This is a genomic window from Pseudomonas sp. BJP69 (assembly GCF_007633355.1).
GTDB classification, from domain to species: Bacteria; Pseudomonadota; Gammaproteobacteria; order Pseudomonadales; family Pseudomonadaceae; genus Aquipseudomonas; species Aquipseudomonas juntendi.
In genome coordinates this window covers 4,352,925-4,368,919 of record NZ_CP041933.1, presented here as the reverse complement: position 1 = coordinate 4,368,919, position 15,995 = coordinate 4,352,925, and the positions used below count along the sequence as shown (strand labels likewise).

Sequence of the window (15,995 nt, the reverse complement as noted above, 5' to 3'; positions counted from 1 at the left end):
CCTACACAGGGATTGTGGTGGATCCGGCTGGCTTACTGGATCAGGCCAAATTCCTTGGCCAGCGTCTTGTAGTCAGCCACTTGCTTCTTCACATAGCTGTCCAGTTCTTCGCCGGTCATGGCGAACGGGAACAGCTCGCGCTGGTCACGCAGTTTGGCGAAGTCTTGCGAAGCCAGCATCTTGTCGAACGACTGCTTCCACCAGGCGTAGTCCTCGTCGCTGACCTTTGGCCCCAGGTAGAAACCGCGCACCACCGGCCAGACGATGTCATAGCCCTGCTCCTTGGCAGTCGGGATGTCTTTCATCTCCGGCTCGTCCAGGCGGTTTTCCGAGAACACCGCGAGGATGCGCATGTTGCCGCTCTGAATGTGCGGCATGGAGTCTGAAATATCGGTCGAGCCCACCTGGATGTGGCCGCCCAGCAGGGCCGTGGCAATTTCGCCGCCGCCTTCCAGGGCCACGTAGCGCAGGTCACGCGGGTTGATCCCGGCGGCCTTGGCGATCAGGGCGGTCTGCATCCAGTCCTGGCTGCCGACGGTGCCGCCAGAGCCGATCACCACTTTGCTCGGGTCTTTCTTCAGTGCTGCGACCAGGTCGTCGAGGGTCTTGTAGGGCGAGTCGCTCTTCACCGCGATTGCGCCGTAGCTGGTACCGACCGCGGCCAGCCATTTCACGGCGTTTTCGTCGAAGCGGCCGAACTTGCCCTGGGCCAGGTTCAGCAACGAACCGCTGGACCAGGCCACCAGTGTGCCGGCATCAGCCGGGCGTTGGGCGACCACGGCGTTGTACGCTACCGCGCCGACACCGCCGGGCATGTAGGTGACGCGCATGGGTTTGCTGAGGATCTTTTCCTGCACCAGGGCGCTTTGCACCAGCTTGCAGGTCAGGTCGAAACCACCGCCCGGCGAGGCGGGGGCAATACATTCGGGGCGTTTCGGTTCGGCAGCGAGGGCGTTGCCGGCCAACAGCAGGCAGCCGGTAGCGAGGACGAGGCGGCGCAGTGAAAAGGTCATCGTCGATCTCCGTGAGTGTTGTTGTTATCGGGTTAGGCTAGCGGCTTACCACAGCGCCACGCTGTAGCTCACCAGCAGCCGTACTTCGTCGGCATCGCGGGCGAGGTTGGAGCGGAATGTGGCGTTGCGCAAACGCACGGCCACGTTCTTCAACGGGCCGCTTTGTACGACGTACTTCATTTCGGTGTCGCGTTCCCACTCTTTGCCTTCGCCACCGGCGGCGCGGCTGACATTGTCGCCGCTGATGTAGCGGGTCATGAAGGTCAGGCCGGGCACGCCCAGGGCGGCGAAGTTGTAGTCGTAGCGCGCCTGCCAGGAACGCTCGTCCTTGCCTGCGAAGTCGTTGATCTGCACGAAGTTGACCAGATAGGGGTCGGCGCCATCCACATAAGGGAACGCGCTGTCGCCCGACAATTGCTGCCACGCGCCACTGACCTTGTGCCCACCCAGGGCGTAGCTGAGCATGCCGTTGAACGTGGTGTTGTCGATGTTGCCGGCCTTGGCGGCACCGGCGTCGTCGCTGATGGCCAGGCGCAGGTCGGCACCGAGGGTGCCTGGGCCCCACGGCTGGGTGGCGACCATGCCGATGAAGTGCTGGCGGTAGATATCGTCGAGCTGGGCGAAGTGATAGCTGCCGGTGATACGGTCGGTGAACTGGTAGTCGAGCCCACCCAGGGCCAGGTGATCGGCGCTGAACGAACCACCGAAGCGGCCATTCTTGTTGTTCAGGGCCAGATCTTCCCAATTGGTGTCGTTACGGTCCTTGGCTTTGTCCAGGCGCCCGCCAGTGAACGTCAGGCCCTTTATTTCCTTCGAGGTGAGCAGGCCGCCTTCGAAGGTTTGCGGCAGGATCCGGCCGTCGTTCGGTTGCAGGGTCGGCAGTTCGGGGATCAGCGTGCCGATCTTCAGTTCGGTCTGGGAGACCTTGACCTTGCCGGTCAAGCCCAGCTTGGAATATTCGTCGGCAGCCTTGCCGTCATCGTGGGTCGGCAGCAGGCCGGTATCGGTGCGGTCCGGGCTGGAGTCGAGCTTGATACCGAGCATGCCCAGCGCGTCCACGCCGAAGCCTACGGTGCCATCGGTGTAGCCGGACTCGAAGTTGAGCATGAAGCCCTGGGCCCATTCATCGCGCTTGGATTGTTGCGCGCTGGTGCCGTCGCGGAAATCGCGGTTGAAGTACATGTTGCGGGTTTCGAAGGTGGCCGTGCTGTCTTCGAAGAAGGCGGCCTGGCTCAGCGGGGCGACACCGGCGAGCGCCAGGGCGCTGGCGAGGGTGCTGGGGCGTGAGGCAAAGGAACGGGTAGGCGCAAACGCCTGCGGCTGTGCTGACAGCATCGTCGGTGACTCCGTTTTTGTTCTTATTCGTTGCACCTTGCTGGTGCTTTTTTCGGTGCGAGGCGCGACCGTAGGGCGATGCTAGGCAACGAACCTTTCGCTAACCTTTCAACCTGAAAGGTTGCCACATGGGGCTTCACAGGCCCGGCGACAGCGGTACACTCCGCGCCATTGCCCCAGCCGACAGGGAGAAACCGATGCGTGTGCTGCTGGTCGAAGACCACCTGCAACTGGCCGAAAGCGTGGCCTTGGCCTTGAAAAGCCTGGGCCTGACCGTGGATGTGCTGCATGACGGCGTGGCCGCCGACCTGGCCCTGGCCAGCGAAGAATACGCAGTGGCCGTGCTGGATGTCGGCTTGCCGCGCATGGATGGCTTTGAAGTGCTGGCGCGTTTGCGTGGGCGCGGCAAGACCCTGCCGGTGTTGATGCTGACCGCCCGCAGCGACGTCAAGGACCGGGTCCACGGCCTGAATCTGGGGGCCGATGACTACCTGGCCAAGCCGTTCGAGCTGACCGAGCTGGAAGCCCGGGTCAAAGCCCTGCTGCGGCGCAGCGTGCTCGGTGGGGAGCGCCAGCAGCGCTGCGGGCCGTTGGTGTACGACCTTGATACCCGGCGTTTTGCCCTTGGCGACGACAACCTGACCCTGACCTCCCGTGAGCAGAGTGTGCTGGAGGCGCTGATCGCCCGCCCGGGCCGGGTGATGAGCAAGGAGCAGCTGGCCGCCCAGGTCTTCGGCCTGGACGAGGAGGCCAGCCCCGATGCCATCGAAATCTACATCCACCGCTTGCGCAAGAAGCTCGACGGCCAGCCGGTAGCCATCGTCACCTTCCGTGGCCTGGGCTACCTGCTAGAGCATCGCGATGCGTGACAATGGCAGCCTGCGCGGGCGCTTGATGGGCAACCTGGCGTTGCTGCTGGTGGTGCTGATGCTGGCCAGCGGCCTGAGCGCCTACTGGAATGGTCGCGAGGCTGCCGATACCGCCTACGACCGTACCCTGCTGGCCTCGGCACGGACCATCGCCGCGGGGCTGTCGCAGCGCGATGGCTCGCTGAGCGCCGACGTGCCTTACGTGGCGCTGGACACCTTCGCCTACGACAGCGCCGGGCGCATTTACTACACCGTGCTCGATATCCAGCAGCGGCTGATTTCCGGTTACGAGAACCTGCCGCCACCGCCGCCAGGCACGCCCCGCACCGACGATTACCCGGCGCTGGCGCGGTTCTACAACGCCACCTACCTGGGCCAGGACGTGCGCGTGGTCAGTTTGCTCAAGGCGGTGAGCGAGCCGAACATGAATGGCATGGCGGAAATCCGTGTGGCCGAGACCGAGGAGGCGCGGGTGAGCATGGCCCGCGGCTTGATGGCCGATACCTTGCTGCGCCTGGGCATGCTGGCGCTGGCGGCGCTGGTGATGGTGTGGTTCGCCGTCAGTGCGGCGCTGCGGCCGCTGGAGCGCCTGCGCACAGCGGTGGAGGAGCGCCAGCCCGACGACCTGCGGGCGCTGCCGGTGGTGCAGGTGCAGCGTGAGTTGGGCCCATTGGTGCGTGCCTTGAACCATTTCACTGAACGCCTGCGTGGCCAGTTCGAGCGCCAGGCCCAGTTCATTGCCGATGCCGCGCACGAACTGCGCACGCCGCTGGCGGCCTTGAAGGCGCGCGTCGAGTTGGGCCTGCGCTCGCCAGAGCCGCAGGCGTGGCGGGAAACGTTGGAGTCTGCCGCCCAGGGCACCGACAGGTTGACCCACCTGGCCAACCAGTTGCTGTCATTGGCACGGGTGGAGAACGGCGCGCGGGCGATTGCCGAGGGCGGTGCGCAGCGCCTGGACTTGAGCCAACTGGCCCGGGAGCTGGGCATGGCCATGGCGCCCCTGGCGCACAAGCGCGGCGTTGCGCTGGCGCTGGAGGCCGAGGCGCCGGTTTGGCTGAAGGGCGAGCCGACGTTGCTCAACGAGCTGTTGAGCAACCTGGTGGACAATGCCCTGGCGCATACACCGCAGGGCGGCAATGTGATCATTCGCGTGCTGGCCCCGGCCGTGCTGGAAGTGGAAGACGACGGGCCTGGCATTCCCGAGGCTGAGCGCGAGCGGGTCTTCGAGCGATTCTACCGGCGCAGTGCGCAGGGCAGCGGGTTGGGGCTGGCCATCGTGGGCGAGATCTGCCGGGCGCACCTGGCGCAGGTGAGCCTGCATGATGGCGCGAAGGGCGGGTTGCGGGTACGGGTGAGTTTTATCGCGGACTGACGCGGTGCCTGTGCTGGCCCACCGCCGGCCAGCGCAGGTTTGAGCGGGTCAGCGCAACATGCTCCGCGCCTCAAGCAGCTCTTCCACCTCAAGCTCGGTACCGAACGGCAAGCCCAGGTGGCGGTACGCCGGCAGCGCCGCCAACGGCCGCTGGCGCCCACGTTGGCTGATGCAACGCGCGATCTGCACGATGTCGATGTAGTCGACCTTGTCAGTCTGGCGGTCCAGGTCCTGAACCTGCGAGGGCAGGTTGACCAATTGCTCCGGAAACTCCCACGCCTTGAGAATCTTGTCACCCAGCGCCGGCTGGATCTGCTCGATCACATAATGCAGGCACACCGGGTCGGACAGCAGTTCGTTGTGCTCTTCGGCGTAGATCAGCACGGGCAGCGCGCCAATCTGGTTGACCAGCCCACCCAGGGTCGCCTGCTCAGGTTTGAGCTGGGTGTAGCGGCGCGTGATTTCGTAACTGATGCCCGCCACTTCCAGGCTGTTGGCCCAGATTTCCCGCAATTTTTGTTCCACGGCCGACGAGCGGGCGTGGAAAATCTGCTCGATGACCAGACCGATGGCGAGGTTGCAGCTGTAGTTGATGCCCAGCCGCGTGATGGCGGTGTGGAGGTCGGTCACTTCTACCGCCGCGCGCAGCAGTGGGCTGTTGACGACCTTGATCAGGCGCGCCGAAAGCGCCGCATCACGGCCGATCACCTTGCTCAGGGCCGCTACGCTGATCTCGCTGTCTTCTGCCGCCTCACGGATGCTCAAGGCAACTTCGGGCAGGGTCGGCAGGACCAGGTCATCCTTTTCGATGGCATCGAGCAACTGTGCTTGAACCATCTCGGCCAGCTTGTTCATGGGCGTGTCTACCGCAGTGGTGGTGCGGCCCCGCCACGCGGGCGGGGCAGGCTGGTCAGCGCTGGATTTCCCGGTCGCGGTCCAGTTCGTAAGGCAGGGTCAGCACCTGCAGGCGCGGGCCTTCCAGGCTGCCCAGGTGCAGGTTGTCGTCTTCTACCGCCTCGGCACTCAGCACGGCGAGCAATTCGCAGCCGGCACCGTTGCTGGCGGCCAGCACCACTTCACCGACCGACGAGCCGTGGGTGGGCGAGAAGATTTCCGCCCCCGGCGCCGGAACGGCGGCCTGGTCCAGCGCCAGGCGGTACTGACGGCGCTTGAGCTTGCCCAGGTACTGCATGCGCGCGACGATCTCCTGGCCGGTGTAGCAGCCCTTCTTGAAGCTGACGCCATCGACAGCTTGCAGGTTGATCATCTGGGGAATGAACAGCTCGCGGGTCGGCCCCATGACCTGACCGATGCCGGCGCGAACCTGGCCGAGCAGCCAGTCGTTGAGGCTGCCTTCGGGCAGGGCGGCGGCGAGGGCCTGGCGCACGGGCTCGGCGTTGTCCGCCGCTACCCACAGCTCTACGCGGCCGGCGGACACGGTGACCGCGATCAGCCCGGCCTGGCGCACGGTGCTGCCCGCGGCGCTGGGCAGGTCGATCCCCAGTGCTTGCAGTGCCGCTTCGCCCCCTTGCAGGCCGAAGCGTGCCCAGGCGCTGCTCTCATCGGTGAGCGTGGCCTTTGAAAACACGGCGTACTTCTTCAGGTCGGCCAATTGCGCCTCGAGCAGCTCGCTGGCCATGGCCAGCAGGTAGCCGTTGCCTTCGGGCAGGATACGGAAGCTCGACTGCATGCGCCCCTTGACCATGCAGCGGGCGCCGAGGCCGGCATGTTCCTGGCTGAGATAGTTGATGTTGCAGGTCAGCTGGCCTTGCAGGAACTTGCCTGCATCGGAGCCGCGGACGGCGAGGATGCCCTCGTGGGACAGGGGGCAGAAGAAAGCGGAATCGGCCATGGGTCATCGCGGTGGCTAAAGACTGGCGGCCATCATAGAACGCCGGTAACAAAATAGGTAGGTGAGTAGACCAACGCCCGGTGCCGCTGCGCTCGCCTGGCTGTATACTGGCGGGCCATTCGAGGAGGGCCCCATGGTCGAACAAACTGAACTCAACCGGCTGTTCTGGCACAGCCGCCGCGGCATGCTGGAACTGGACGTGCTGCTGGTGCCTTTCACCCAGGAAGTCTACCCCACCCTCAACGAGGCCGACCGCGAACTGTACGTGCGCCTGTTGAGCTGCGAGGATCAGGACATGTTCGGCTGGTTCATGGAGCGCACCGAGTCTGAAGACCCGGAGCTGCAGCGCATGGTTCGCATCATTCTGGACCGTGTCCAGCCCAAGTGAGTGTTATGAGTGCCGCTGGCAGGGCTCGCGCCGGCTGCTGGCTGTCTACCTGGCATGCCAGGGGGTAGCCTGGCTTGCCGCGTGGGCAAGCGCGCTGCCAGCCTGGCTGGCGTTTACCCTCATCATTGCCTGCCTTGCCCACGCTACCTGGGCGCTTCCCCGCCGTATTCTGTTGACCCATGAACAGGCCGTTACCGGCTTGCGCCGTGATGTGCGCGGCTGGCAGGTGTACACCCGTGGTGGTGGCTGGCAGCCTGTGCGGCTGTGCCGGGACAGCATGGCCCTGCCTGGGTTGGTGGTGGTGCGCTTTGAGCGCACCGGGCGCTGGTTGGGGCAAAGCCAGTGTATACCGCCGGATGCCCTGGGCGCGGATGAGCATCGGCGGTTGCGGGTGCGGTTGAAATTCAGCCGGCGGCGCTGGGGCGCTGCAGCGCTCAGGTCGGGCTGAGCACCGTGTCCTTTGCTTCGTCCAGCATGCCCGGGTAGTCCAGGGTGTAATGCAAGCCGCGGCTCTCCTTGCGCTGCATCGCCGACAGGATCATCAGCTCGGCCACCTGTGCCAGGTTGCGCAGTTCGATCAGGTCGCGGCTGACCTTGTAGTTACTGTAGAACTCGTCGATTTCATCCAGCAGCAACCGAATGCGGTGCTGCGCCCGCTGCAGGCGCTTGCTGGTGCGCACGATACCCACGTAGTCCCACATGAACCGCCGCAACTCGTCCCAGTTGTGCGCGATGATCACGTCCTCGTCCGAATCGGTCACCTGGCTGGCATCCCAACCCGGCAGAGCCCTTGGCATGCTCACCTGCTGCAGGTTGGCCTCGATGTCGGCAGCCGCGGCGCGGCCATACACAAAGCACTCCAGCAGTGAGTTGCTGGCCATGCGGTTGGCGCCATGCAGGCCCGTGAAACTGGTTTCGCCAATCGCGTACAAACCCGGCACATCGGTGTGGCCGCGGTCGTCGACCATTACCCCGCCGCAAGTGTAGTGCGCGGCAGGCACCACCGGAATCGGCTGGCGGGTGATGTCGATGCCAAACGCCAGGCACCGCTCGTACACGGTGGGGAAGTGGCCCTTGATGAACTCGGCTGGCTTGTGGGTGATGTCCAGGTACACGCAGTCCACACCCAGGCGCTTCATTTCGTGGTCGATGGCGCGGGCGACGATATCGCGGGGCGCCAGTTCCTCGCGCGGGTCGAAACGTGGCATGAAACGCTCGCCATTGGGCAGGCGCAGCAGGGCGCCCTCGCCACGCAGGGCCTCGGTGATCAGGAAGCTCTTGGCCTGCGGGTGATACAGGCAGGTCGGGTGGAACTGGTTGAACTCCAGGTTCGCCACCCGGCAACCGGCCCGCCAGGCCATGGCAATGCCGTCGCCACACGCGCCGTCGGGGTTGCTGGTGTAGAGGTAGACCTTGGCCGCGCCGCCAGTGGCCAGCACGGTGAAGCGTGCCCCGAAGGTGTCGACCTCACCACTGTTGCGGTTGAGCACATAGGCGCCCAGGCAGCGCTCGCCGGGCAGGCCCAGGCGCCGCTCGGTGATCAGGTCGACTGCCACGCGCTGTTCCAGCAGCTCGATATTCGGGCGCGAGCGGGCCTGCTTGAGCAGCGTGGTGAAAATGGCGGCACCGGTCGCATCGGCGGCGTGGATGATCCGCCGGTGGCTATGGCCGCCCTCGCGGGTAAGGTGGAACTCGAAGCCGCCATCGTCGACGCTGTAGTGCTCGTCGCGGGTAAACGGTACGCCTTGTTCGATCAGCCACTGTATGGCCTCGCGGCTGTGTTCGACAGTAAAGCGTACGGCGTCTTCATGGCACAGGCCGCCGCCGGCATTGAGGGTATCCTCCACATGCGACTGCACTGTGTCGGTATTGTCCAGCACCGCAGCGACACCGCCCTGGGCCCAGAAGGTCGAGCCATTGGCCAGGTCGCCCTTGCTCAGCACGGCGATGCGCAGGTGGCTGGGGAGGTTGAGTGCCAGGCTGAGACCGGCGGCACCGCTGCCGATCACCAGGACATCATGTTGGAATTGTTGGCTCATGTCGGGACACTAGTAATCTTTGGAGGGGGCGCGGCACAATAGCCACGCGCAGGTGGCATAGTGAAACTATTGTTCGCTCGACCGGGCTGCCTTTATAGCAGCCCCCGGTGGCCAATTTCCATGCCAGCTGCGAGCGTGGCCAACCTTTGTGGGAACTTTCCGACATAGCCGGAAATCCTATGAAGGCTGCCCGCACGCCACAAATTGCCGCGGCGACGCAGGGCGGCAGGCCTGTCCCGGCTGTCCCTGCGTACACGTAACCTGATTATCGACGAAGCCGGCGATGACCGTGCCTCGTCTTCCGTGCAAGCCGACCAAGGGCTGCAGGAAACTTGCTTGGAGGGGAGAACTTTTGCGAAAAGCCCGAGTCTATGGTTGCAAGCCTGAGCGATGGCTGTTGCAACGCTCCTTCGAGTTCACTGAGGAGTGTTCATGCTAACCCAGGAAGAGGATCAGCAACTTGTCGAGCGCGTGCAGCGCGGCGACAGGCGAGCGTTCGATCTGTTGGTGCTGAAGTATCAGCACAAGATTCTCGGGTTGATCGTGCGGTTCGTTCACGATACCCACGAGGCCCAGGATGTTGCGCAGGAAGCCTTTATCAAGGCCTACCGTGCACTTGGCAATTTCCGCGGCGACAGTGCGTTTTACACGTGGCTGTACCGCATCGCCATCAACACGGCGAAGAACTACCTGGTGTCCCGTGGAAGACGGCCGCCAGACAGCGATGTCAGCTCCGAGGATGCGGAGTTTTACGACGGCGATCATGGCCTCAAGGATCTTGAGTCTCCAGAGCGCTCGTTGTTGCGGGATGAGATCGAAGGCACCGTCCATCGCACCATCCAGCAACTGCCCGAAGACCTGCGCACGGCGCTTACCCTGCGTGAGTTCGATGGCCTGAGTTACGAAGACATTGCCAGTGTCATGCAATGTCCGGTGGGTACCGTGCGCTCTCGAATCTTCCGCGCTCGGGAGGCCATAGACAAAGCCCTGCAACCGTTGTTGCAGGAAACCTGAGACAGCGGCGACAGCCAAGAGAGGAACCGCCATGAGTCGTGAAGCTTTGCAGGAATCGCTGTCCGCGGTAATGGATAACGAAGCGGACGAACTGGAATTGCGTCGGGTGTTGAACGCCGTCGACGAAGCCGAAACCCGTGCCACCTGGTCCCGTTACCAGGTAGCCCGCGCAGCCATGCACAAGGAGTTGCTGCTGCCCAACCTGGATATCGCCTCGGCGGTGTCTGCGGCGCTGGCCGATGAAGCCGTGCCGGCCAAGGTCAACAAGGGCCCGTGGCGCAGTATCGGCCGCCTGGCTGTGGCTGCTTCGGTCACCGTGGCCGTGCTGGCGGGTGTGCGCATGTACAACCAGGACGAGATCACCGGTGCCGAGCTGGCTGCCCAGCAGCCGGTCCAGCAGGGCGTGAGCGTGCCACAAGCACAGGGCCCTGCAGTATTGGCAGGTTACACCGAGAGCAGCGAGCAACCGACCGGGCCAATGGCCAACGGTGTGCTGCAGAACCAGGCCGGCTGGGACCAGCGTCTGCCAGGTTACCTGCGCCAGCATGCTCAGGAGTCTGCGCTCAAGGGTACTGAAACTGCACTTCCGTATGCCCGCGCTGCCAGCCTGGAAAACCGTTAAGTAAGGAGGCTCATGCGCGCGCTACCTCTCCTGACGCTGCTGGTTGGCAGCTGCATGACGGTGCCAGCGTTGGCAGCCAATTCTTCGCCCGAGGCGAGTGAATGGCTGAACAAGCTGGCACAGGCCGAGCAAAAACAGAGCTACCAAGGCGCTTTCGTCTACGAACGCAACGGTAGTTTTTCTTCCCACGATATCTGGCACAGGGTAGAAGGCGGCAAGGTCAGCGAGCGGCTATTGCAGCTCGACGGCGCAGCCGAGGAAATCGTGCGCGTGGATGGCAAGGTGGCGTGTGTCAGCGGCGCCTTGGCCAGCGGGGTTACCAGCCCTCCAGATACTGCACCGCGTGTGCTTGATCCCCTTAAGCTCATGGGTTGGTACGACCTGAGCGTGGCTGGCAAGTCACGCGTGGCCGGGCGTGACGCGGTGATTGTGACGCTCACGCCGCGCGACCAGCACCGCTATGCCTTCGAATTGCACCTGGACCGCAAGACCGGCCTGCCGCTGCGCTCCTTGATGCTCAACGACAAGGGGCAGTTGCTGGAACGCTTCCAGATGACCCGTCTCGATACCGATGACCTGCCCAGCGACAGCGACCTGCAGCCAAGCGCCGCCTGCAAGCCTGTGCAGCATGTGGCCTCGGTCAGCAATGACAACATCGCCGCCTGGCGTTCGGACTGGTTGCCGCCGGGCTTCGAACTGGTCAACAGCACCGTGCACCGCGACCCCAAGCTTGGCAGCTCGGTCAGTAGCCTGATGTACGACGATGGCCTGGCGCGCTTCTCGGTGTTCCTCGAGCCGGTCAAGGATGACGGTGGTAACGATGTGCGCACCCAGCTTGGGCCGACGTCGGCGGTTTCGCGTCGCCTGAATACGCCCAAGGGCAAGGTCATGGTGACGGTCGTCGGTGAAATCCCCCTGGGTACGGCAGAGCGTGTTGCCCTGTCCATGCGACCTCAGGATGCCCAGGCACGCCAGTAATGGTGCCCGTTTGCGGGCCGTGCCAAAGGCAGCCGGGCATGCGCCTGAAATGAAATTAAAGCATTGTCATTTGCAATCCTGCGGCAAATTTTCTATAGGTCAGGCTTTCAGGAGCCTGGCCTTTCCTGTTTTGTGCAGGGGCCTTTCTAACTACCGCTCGTTGTGACGGGAGCCGTATGTCAATACCACGCTTGAAATCCTACCTAATGATGGTCGCCACCGTGCTGATGCTCGGCCAGGCGCTCACCGCCCAGGCCGACGAAGCCCTGCCGGACTTCACCACGCTGGTCGAGCAGGCCTCGCCCGCGGTGGTCAACATCAGCACCAAGCAGAAGCTGCCGGACCGCCGCGTCGCCCAGGGCCAGATGCCGGACCTGGAAGGCCTGCCGCCGATGTTCCGCGAATTCTTCGAGCGCAACATGCCGCAACAGCCGCGCTCGCCCCGTGGCGATCGCCAGCGTGAGGCCATGTCGCTGGGCTCTGGCTTCATCATTTCCAGCGATGGCTATGTATTGACCAACAACCATGTGGTCGCCGATGCCGACGAGATCATCGTCCGCCTGTCGGACCGCAGTGAGCTGCAGGCCAAGCTGATCGGCACCGATCCCCGTACCGACGTGGCCTTGCTCAAGGTCGATGGCAAGAACCTGCCCACCGTGAAACTGGGTGACTCCGAGAAGCTCAAGGTGGGCGAGTGGGTATTGGCCATCGGTTCGCCGTTCGGCTTCGACCATTCGGTGACCAAGGGCATCGTCAGCGCCAAGGGCCGCACCCTGCCCAACGATACCTATGTGCCGTTCATCCAGACCGACGTGGCCATCAACCCGGGTAACTCCGGTGGTCCGCTGTTCAACATGAAGGGCGAAGTGGTGGGTATCAACTCGCAGATCTTCACCCGTTCGGGCGGCTTCATGGGCCTGTCGTTCGCCATCCCGATCGATGTGGCGCTCGACGTTTCCAACCAGTTGAAGAAAGACGGCAAAGTCAGCCGCGGCTGGCTGGGCGTGGTGATTCAGGAGGTCAACAAGGACCTGGCCGAATCCTTCGGCCTCGACAAGCCGGCCGGCGCCCTGGTAGCCCAGGTGCTGGAAAACGGCCCGGCCGCCAAGGGTGGCTTGCAGGTGGGTGACGTGATCCTGAGCATGAACGGCCAGCCGATCGTCATGTCGGCCGACCTGCCGCACCTGGTCGGCAGCCTCAAGGATGGCGAGAAAGCCAAGCTGGAAATCATCCGCAACGGCAAGCGCCAGACCCTGGACGTGGCCGTGGGCGCCATGCCGGACGACGACGCCGACATCACCGCCGGTGCCGACGGCAGCACCGAGCGCAGCAGCAACCGCCTGGGTGTCGCGGTCGCCGACCTGACCGCCGAGCAGAAAAAATCCCTCGAGCTCAAGGGCGGCGTGGTGATCAAGGAAGTCCAGGATGGTCCGGCAGCGCTCATCGGCCTGCGCCCGGGTGACGTCATCAGCCACCTGAACAACCAGGCCATCGGCTCGGCCAAGGAATTCACCGAAATCGCCAAGGAACTGCCGAAGAACCGCTCGGTGTCGATGCGCGTGCTGCGTCAGGGCCGTGCCAGCTTCATCACCTTCAAGCTCGCTGAATAAGCGGCCAGGTGGGGCGAAAAGGGCAGCTTCGGCTGCCCTTTTTCATGAATATTCACAATTGACTGGCGGGTAGTTGTGTACAGTCGGGCAGAGGAATCTCCCATCTGCGAACAGCTTAAGGTACAATGCCCGGCTATTTTTCGGCGGGCGTCCGGCTCGCAGCCTTTTCGAGTGTTGACCCGTGAGTGATTTGAGTCATATCCGCAATTTCTCCATCATCGCCCACATCGACCATGGCAAGTCGACGCTGGCCGACCGTTTCATCCAGATGTGCGGTGGCCTGACGGCTCGCGAAATGGAAGCCCAGGTACTGGACTCCATGGACCTGGAGCGCGAACGCGGTATTACCATCAAGGCCCACAGCGTCACGCTGCACTACAAGGCGCAGGACGGCAAGATCTACCAGCTGAACTTCATCGACACCCCCGGCCACGTCGACTTCACCTATGAAGTCTCGCGCTCGCTGGCAGCCTGTGAAGGCGCACTGCTGGTGGTCGACGCCGGCCAGGGTGTAGAGGCCCAGTCGGTAGCCAACTGCTATACCGCCATCGAGCAGGGCCTGGAGGTCATGCCGGTCCTCAACAAGATGGACCTGCCCCAGGCCGACCCGGACCGCGTCAAGGACGAAATCGAGAAAATCATCGGTATCGACGCCACTGACGCCGTGGCCTGCAGTGCCAAGAGCGGCATGGGTGTGGACGAGGTGCTCGAGCGCCTGGTGCACTCGATCCCGGCACCCGTGGGCGAAATCGATGCGCCGCTGCAAGCGCTGATCATCGACTCCTGGTTCGACAACTACCTGGGCGTGGTCTCGCTGGTGCGCGTGCGCCAGGGGCGCGTGAAGAAGGGCGACAAGATCCTGGTCAAGTCCACCGGCAAGGTGCACCTGGTCGACAGCGTGGGGGTGTTCACCCCGAAACACACCCAGACCGCCGACCTGAAAGCCGGTGAAGTGGGCTTCATCATCGCCAGCATCAAGGACATTCACGGTGCCCCGGTAGGCGACACCCTGACCTTGTCCTCGACCCCCGAGGTCGAAGTGCTGCCAGGCTTCAAGAAAATCCAGCCGCAGGTCTACGCAGGCCTGTTCCCGGTCAGCTCCGACGACTTCGAAGACTTCCGCGATGCCCTGCAGAAGCTCACCCTGAACGATTCGTCGCTGCAGTACATGCCGGAAAGCTCCGATGCACTGGGCTTCGGTTTCCGTTGCGGCTTCCTCGGCATGCTGCACATGGAGATCATCCAGGAGCGCCTGGAGCGCGAGTACGACCTGGACCTGATCACCACCGCACCCAGCGTGATCTACGAGCTGGAGTTGAAAACCGGCGAAACTATTGTCGTCGACAACCCGTCCAAGCTCCCGGATGTTTCAGCCGTGGCCGACTTCCGCGAGCCGATCGTGACCGCGACCATTCTGGTGCCGCAGGAGCACCTGGGTAACGTGATCACCTTGTGCATCGAGAAGCGTGGTGTGCAGCGCGACATGCAGTTCCTCGGCAGCCAGGTGCAGGTGCGCTATGACATGCCGATGAACGAAGTGGTGCTGGACTTCTTCGACCGCCTCAAATCCACCAGCCGCGGCTATGCTTCGCTGGATTACCATTTTGATCGCTACCAGTCGGCCAACCTGGTCAAGCTGGACGTGCTGATCAACGGCGACAAGGTCGATGCCCTGGCATTGATCGTGCACCGCGACAACGCGGCCTACAAAGGCCGTGCGTTGACCGAGAAGATGAAGGAACTGATCCCTCGGCAGATGTTCGACGTGGCGATCCAGGCAGCCATTGGCGGCCAGATCATTGCCCGGACAACCGTCAAGGCGCTCAGAAAGAACGTACTGGCCAAGTGCTACGGTGGTGACGTCAGCCGTAAGAAGAAACTGCTGGAGAAGCAGAAGGCCGGTAAGAAACGCATGAAACAGGTGGGCAACGTGGAAATTCCACAGGAAGCCTTCCTCGCCGTGCTCAGGTTGGATAGCTAGGTCCTATGTCGCTAAATTTCCCGCTGTTGCTGGTCATTGCCGTATTCGTCTGCGGTTTGCTGGGCTTGATCGACTTGCTGTTCCTGGCCCCGCGCCGGCGTGCGGCAATTGCCAACTATCAGGGCAGCGTAAGCCAGCCTGAAATGGCGGTGGTCGAGCGCCTGAACAAGGAACCGTTGCTGGTCGAGTACGGCAAGTCGTTCTTCCCGGTGCTGTTCATCGTACTGGTACTGCGCTCGTTCCTGGTCGAGCCGTTCCAGATCCCTTCGGGGTCGATGAAACCCACTCTGGAAGTGGGCGATTTCATCCTGGTGAACAAGTTCTCCTATGGCATTCGCCTGCCGGTGATCGACAAGAAGGTCATCGAAGTGGGTGACCCGCAGCGCGGCGACGTCATGGTGTTCCGTTACCCGAGCGACCCGAACGTCAACTACATCAAGCGTGTGGTCGGCCTGCCAGGCGATGTGGTGCGTTATACCAACGACAAGCGCCTGTTCGTCAACGGCCAGCCGGTTGCCGAACAGCTGGTAGGTAGCGAGCCGGGCACCTTGGGCAGCGCCACGCTGTACAAGGAAAAGCTGGGCGAGACCGAACACCTGATCCGCAAGGAAATGAGCCGCTATCGCATGCCGCCGGACCAGCAATGGACCGTGCCGGCAGGCCACTACTTCATGATGGGCGACAACCGCGACAACTCCAACGACAGCCGTTTCTGGGATGACCCGAACATTCCCAAGGAGCTGCACGGCATGGTTCCGGACCGGAACATCGTCGGCAAGGCCTTCGCGGTATGGATGAGCTGGCCGGAACCCAAGCTCAGCCACCTGCCCAACCTGTCGCGGGTCGGTTTGATCCATTGATACCCATCGGCGCTGTCCAGCAGACAGCGCCGAATGCATTTCTGACATAGGCTGTGTTCTCA

At 63.3% G+C, this 15,995-nt stretch carries 15 protein-coding genes; 10 read left to right on the top strand and 5 right to left on the bottom strand.

What is annotated here, in order from left to right; genetic code table 11:
• Nucleotides 1-32 precede the first annotated feature (32 nt).
• Together FPB55_RS20430 and FPB55_RS20425 are read right to left on the bottom strand one after the other, a co-directional pair.
• On the bottom strand, nucleotides 33-1,013 hold the full coding sequence (locus FPB55_RS20430; RefSeq protein WP_009684776.1) for a tripartite tricarboxylate transporter substrate binding protein: 981 nt from the start codon (nucleotides 1,011-1,013) through the stop codon (nucleotides 33-35).
• Between the two features lie 45 nt (nucleotides 1,014-1,058).
• Nucleotides 1,059-2,348, bottom strand: coding sequence for an OprD family porin (locus FPB55_RS20425; protein WP_009684775.1), 1,290 nt, complete (start codon nucleotides 2,346-2,348; stop codon nucleotides 1,059-1,061).
• A gap of 197 nt (nucleotides 2,349-2,545) precedes the next feature.
• Between FPB55_RS20425 and FPB55_RS20420 the strand changes: the two genes are divergently transcribed.
• Together FPB55_RS20420 and FPB55_RS20415 are read left to right on the top strand one after the other, a co-directional pair.
• Nucleotides 2,546-3,217, top strand: a complete 672-nt coding sequence (locus FPB55_RS20420) for a response regulator (protein WP_009684774.1) — start codon at nucleotides 2,546-2,548, stop codon at nucleotides 3,215-3,217.
• Nucleotides 3,210-4,589, top strand: coding sequence for a sensor histidine kinase (locus FPB55_RS20415; protein ID WP_009684773.1), 1,380 nt, complete (start codon nucleotides 3,210-3,212; stop codon nucleotides 4,587-4,589). The genes FPB55_RS20420 and FPB55_RS20415 overlap by 8 nt, the downstream gene beginning before the upstream one ends.
• Before the next feature lie 48 nt (nucleotides 4,590-4,637).
• On the opposite strand, the gene FPB55_RS20410 is transcribed toward FPB55_RS20415, so the two are convergent.
• Nucleotides 4,638-5,444 (bottom strand): HDOD domain-containing protein, encoded by an 807-nt coding sequence (locus tag FPB55_RS20410; protein ID WP_009684772.1) that lies wholly within the window; start codon nucleotides 5,442-5,444, stop codon nucleotides 4,638-4,640.
• 55 nt (nucleotides 5,445-5,499) lie between these two features.
• Entirely contained in the window at nucleotides 5,500-6,441 is a 942-nt protein-coding gene (locus tag FPB55_RS20405) for a folate-binding protein YgfZ (RefSeq protein WP_009684771.1), read from the bottom strand.
• A gap of 133 nt (nucleotides 6,442-6,574) precedes the next feature.
• Between FPB55_RS20405 and FPB55_RS20400 the strand changes: the two genes are divergently transcribed.
• Nucleotides 6,575-6,829: a succinate dehydrogenase assembly factor 2 gene (locus FPB55_RS20400; protein WP_009684770.1), complete on the top strand. Its 255-nt coding sequence runs from the start codon at nucleotides 6,575-6,577 to the stop codon at nucleotides 6,827-6,829.
• The gene (locus FPB55_RS20395) at nucleotides 6,813-7,277 is read left to right on the top strand and encodes a protein YgfX (protein ID WP_115294655.1); all 465 of its coding nucleotides are present in this window, start codon (nucleotides 6,813-6,815) and stop codon (nucleotides 7,275-7,277) included. Before FPB55_RS20400 ends, FPB55_RS20395 begins: the two co-directional genes overlap by 17 nt.
• Here the strand turns inward: FPB55_RS20395 and nadB are convergent.
• On the bottom strand, nucleotides 7,264-8,868 hold the full coding sequence (nadB, locus tag FPB55_RS20390) for an L-aspartate oxidase (protein ID WP_054905113.1): 1,605 nt from the start codon (nucleotides 8,866-8,868) through the stop codon (nucleotides 7,264-7,266). The two genes, FPB55_RS20395 and nadB, sit on opposite strands and share 14 nt — an antisense overlap.
• Nucleotides 8,869-9,300: 432 nt before the next feature.
• Between nadB and rpoE the strand changes: the two genes are divergently transcribed.
• From rpoE to lepB, 6 genes are all read left to right on the top strand, one after another.
• Nucleotides 9,301-9,882 carry an RNA polymerase sigma factor RpoE gene (gene rpoE, locus FPB55_RS20385; RefSeq protein ID WP_003252049.1) on the top strand — a complete coding sequence of 194 codons (582 nt, stop codon included), beginning with the start codon at nucleotides 9,301-9,303 and terminating at the stop codon, nucleotides 9,880-9,882.
• Nucleotides 9,883-9,913: 31 nt separating this feature from the next.
• Nucleotides 9,914-10,504: an RseA family anti-sigma factor gene (locus FPB55_RS20380; RefSeq protein WP_029886111.1), complete on the top strand. Its 591-nt coding sequence runs from the start codon at nucleotides 9,914-9,916 to the stop codon at nucleotides 10,502-10,504.
• Nucleotides 10,505-10,516: 12 nt separating this feature from the next.
• A complete protein-coding gene (locus tag FPB55_RS20375; protein ID WP_110675737.1) occupies nucleotides 10,517-11,482 on the top strand; it encodes a MucB/RseB C-terminal domain-containing protein in 966 nt (321 codons plus the stop codon).
• A 176-nt stretch (nucleotides 11,483-11,658) separates the two neighbouring features.
• A complete protein-coding gene (locus tag FPB55_RS20370) occupies nucleotides 11,659-13,092 on the top strand; it encodes a DegQ family serine endoprotease (RefSeq protein ID WP_029886109.1) in 1,434 nt (477 codons plus the stop codon).
• A gap of 181 nt (nucleotides 13,093-13,273) precedes the next feature.
• A complete protein-coding gene (lepA, locus tag FPB55_RS20365; RefSeq protein WP_029886108.1) occupies nucleotides 13,274-15,073 on the top strand; it encodes a translation elongation factor 4 in 1,800 nt (599 codons plus the stop codon).
• A gap of 5 nt (nucleotides 15,074-15,078) precedes the next feature.
• Complete coding sequence (gene lepB, locus FPB55_RS20360; protein WP_009684762.1) at nucleotides 15,079-15,933, top strand: signal peptidase I; 855 nt, start codon at nucleotides 15,079-15,081, stop codon at nucleotides 15,931-15,933.
• The last annotated feature ends 62 nt before the right edge of the window (nucleotides 15,934-15,995 follow it).

Coding starts and splice junctions, on each gene's coding strand:
- FPB55_RS20425 (WP_009684775.1), bottom strand. CDS start 2,348: ATGCTGTCAGCACAGCCGCAGGCGTTTGCGCCTACCCGTTCCTTTGCC.
- FPB55_RS20415 (WP_009684773.1), top strand. CDS start 3,210: ATGCGTGACAATGGCAGCCTGCGCGGGCGCTTGATGGGCAACCTGGCG.
- FPB55_RS20400 (WP_009684770.1), top strand. CDS start 6,575: ATGGTCGAACAAACTGAACTCAACCGGCTGTTCTGGCACAGCCGCCGC.
- rpoE (WP_003252049.1), top strand. CDS start 9,301: ATGCTAACCCAGGAAGAGGATCAGCAACTTGTCGAGCGCGTGCAGCGC.
- FPB55_RS20380 (WP_029886111.1), top strand. CDS start 9,914: ATGAGTCGTGAAGCTTTGCAGGAATCGCTGTCCGCGGTAATGGATAAC.
- nadB (WP_054905113.1), bottom strand. CDS start 8,868: ATGAGCCAACAATTCCAACATGATGTCCTGGTGATCGGCAGCGGTGCC.
- FPB55_RS20410 (WP_009684772.1), bottom strand. CDS start 5,444: ATGAACAAGCTGGCCGAGATGGTTCAAGCACAGTTGCTCGATGCCATC.
- FPB55_RS20420 (WP_009684774.1), top strand. CDS start 2,546: ATGCGTGTGCTGCTGGTCGAAGACCACCTGCAACTGGCCGAAAGCGTG.
- FPB55_RS20370 (WP_029886109.1), top strand. CDS start 11,659: ATGTCAATACCACGCTTGAAATCCTACCTAATGATGGTCGCCACCGTG.
- FPB55_RS20430 (WP_009684776.1), bottom strand. CDS start 1,013: ATGACCTTTTCACTGCGCCGCCTCGTCCTCGCTACCGGCTGCCTGCTG.
- FPB55_RS20405 (WP_009684771.1), bottom strand. CDS start 6,441: ATGGCCGATTCCGCTTTCTTCTGCCCCCTGTCCCACGAGGGCATCCTC.
- lepB (WP_009684762.1), top strand. CDS start 15,079: ATGTCGCTAAATTTCCCGCTGTTGCTGGTCATTGCCGTATTCGTCTGC.
- FPB55_RS20375 (WP_110675737.1), top strand. CDS start 10,517: ATGCGCGCGCTACCTCTCCTGACGCTGCTGGTTGGCAGCTGCATGACG.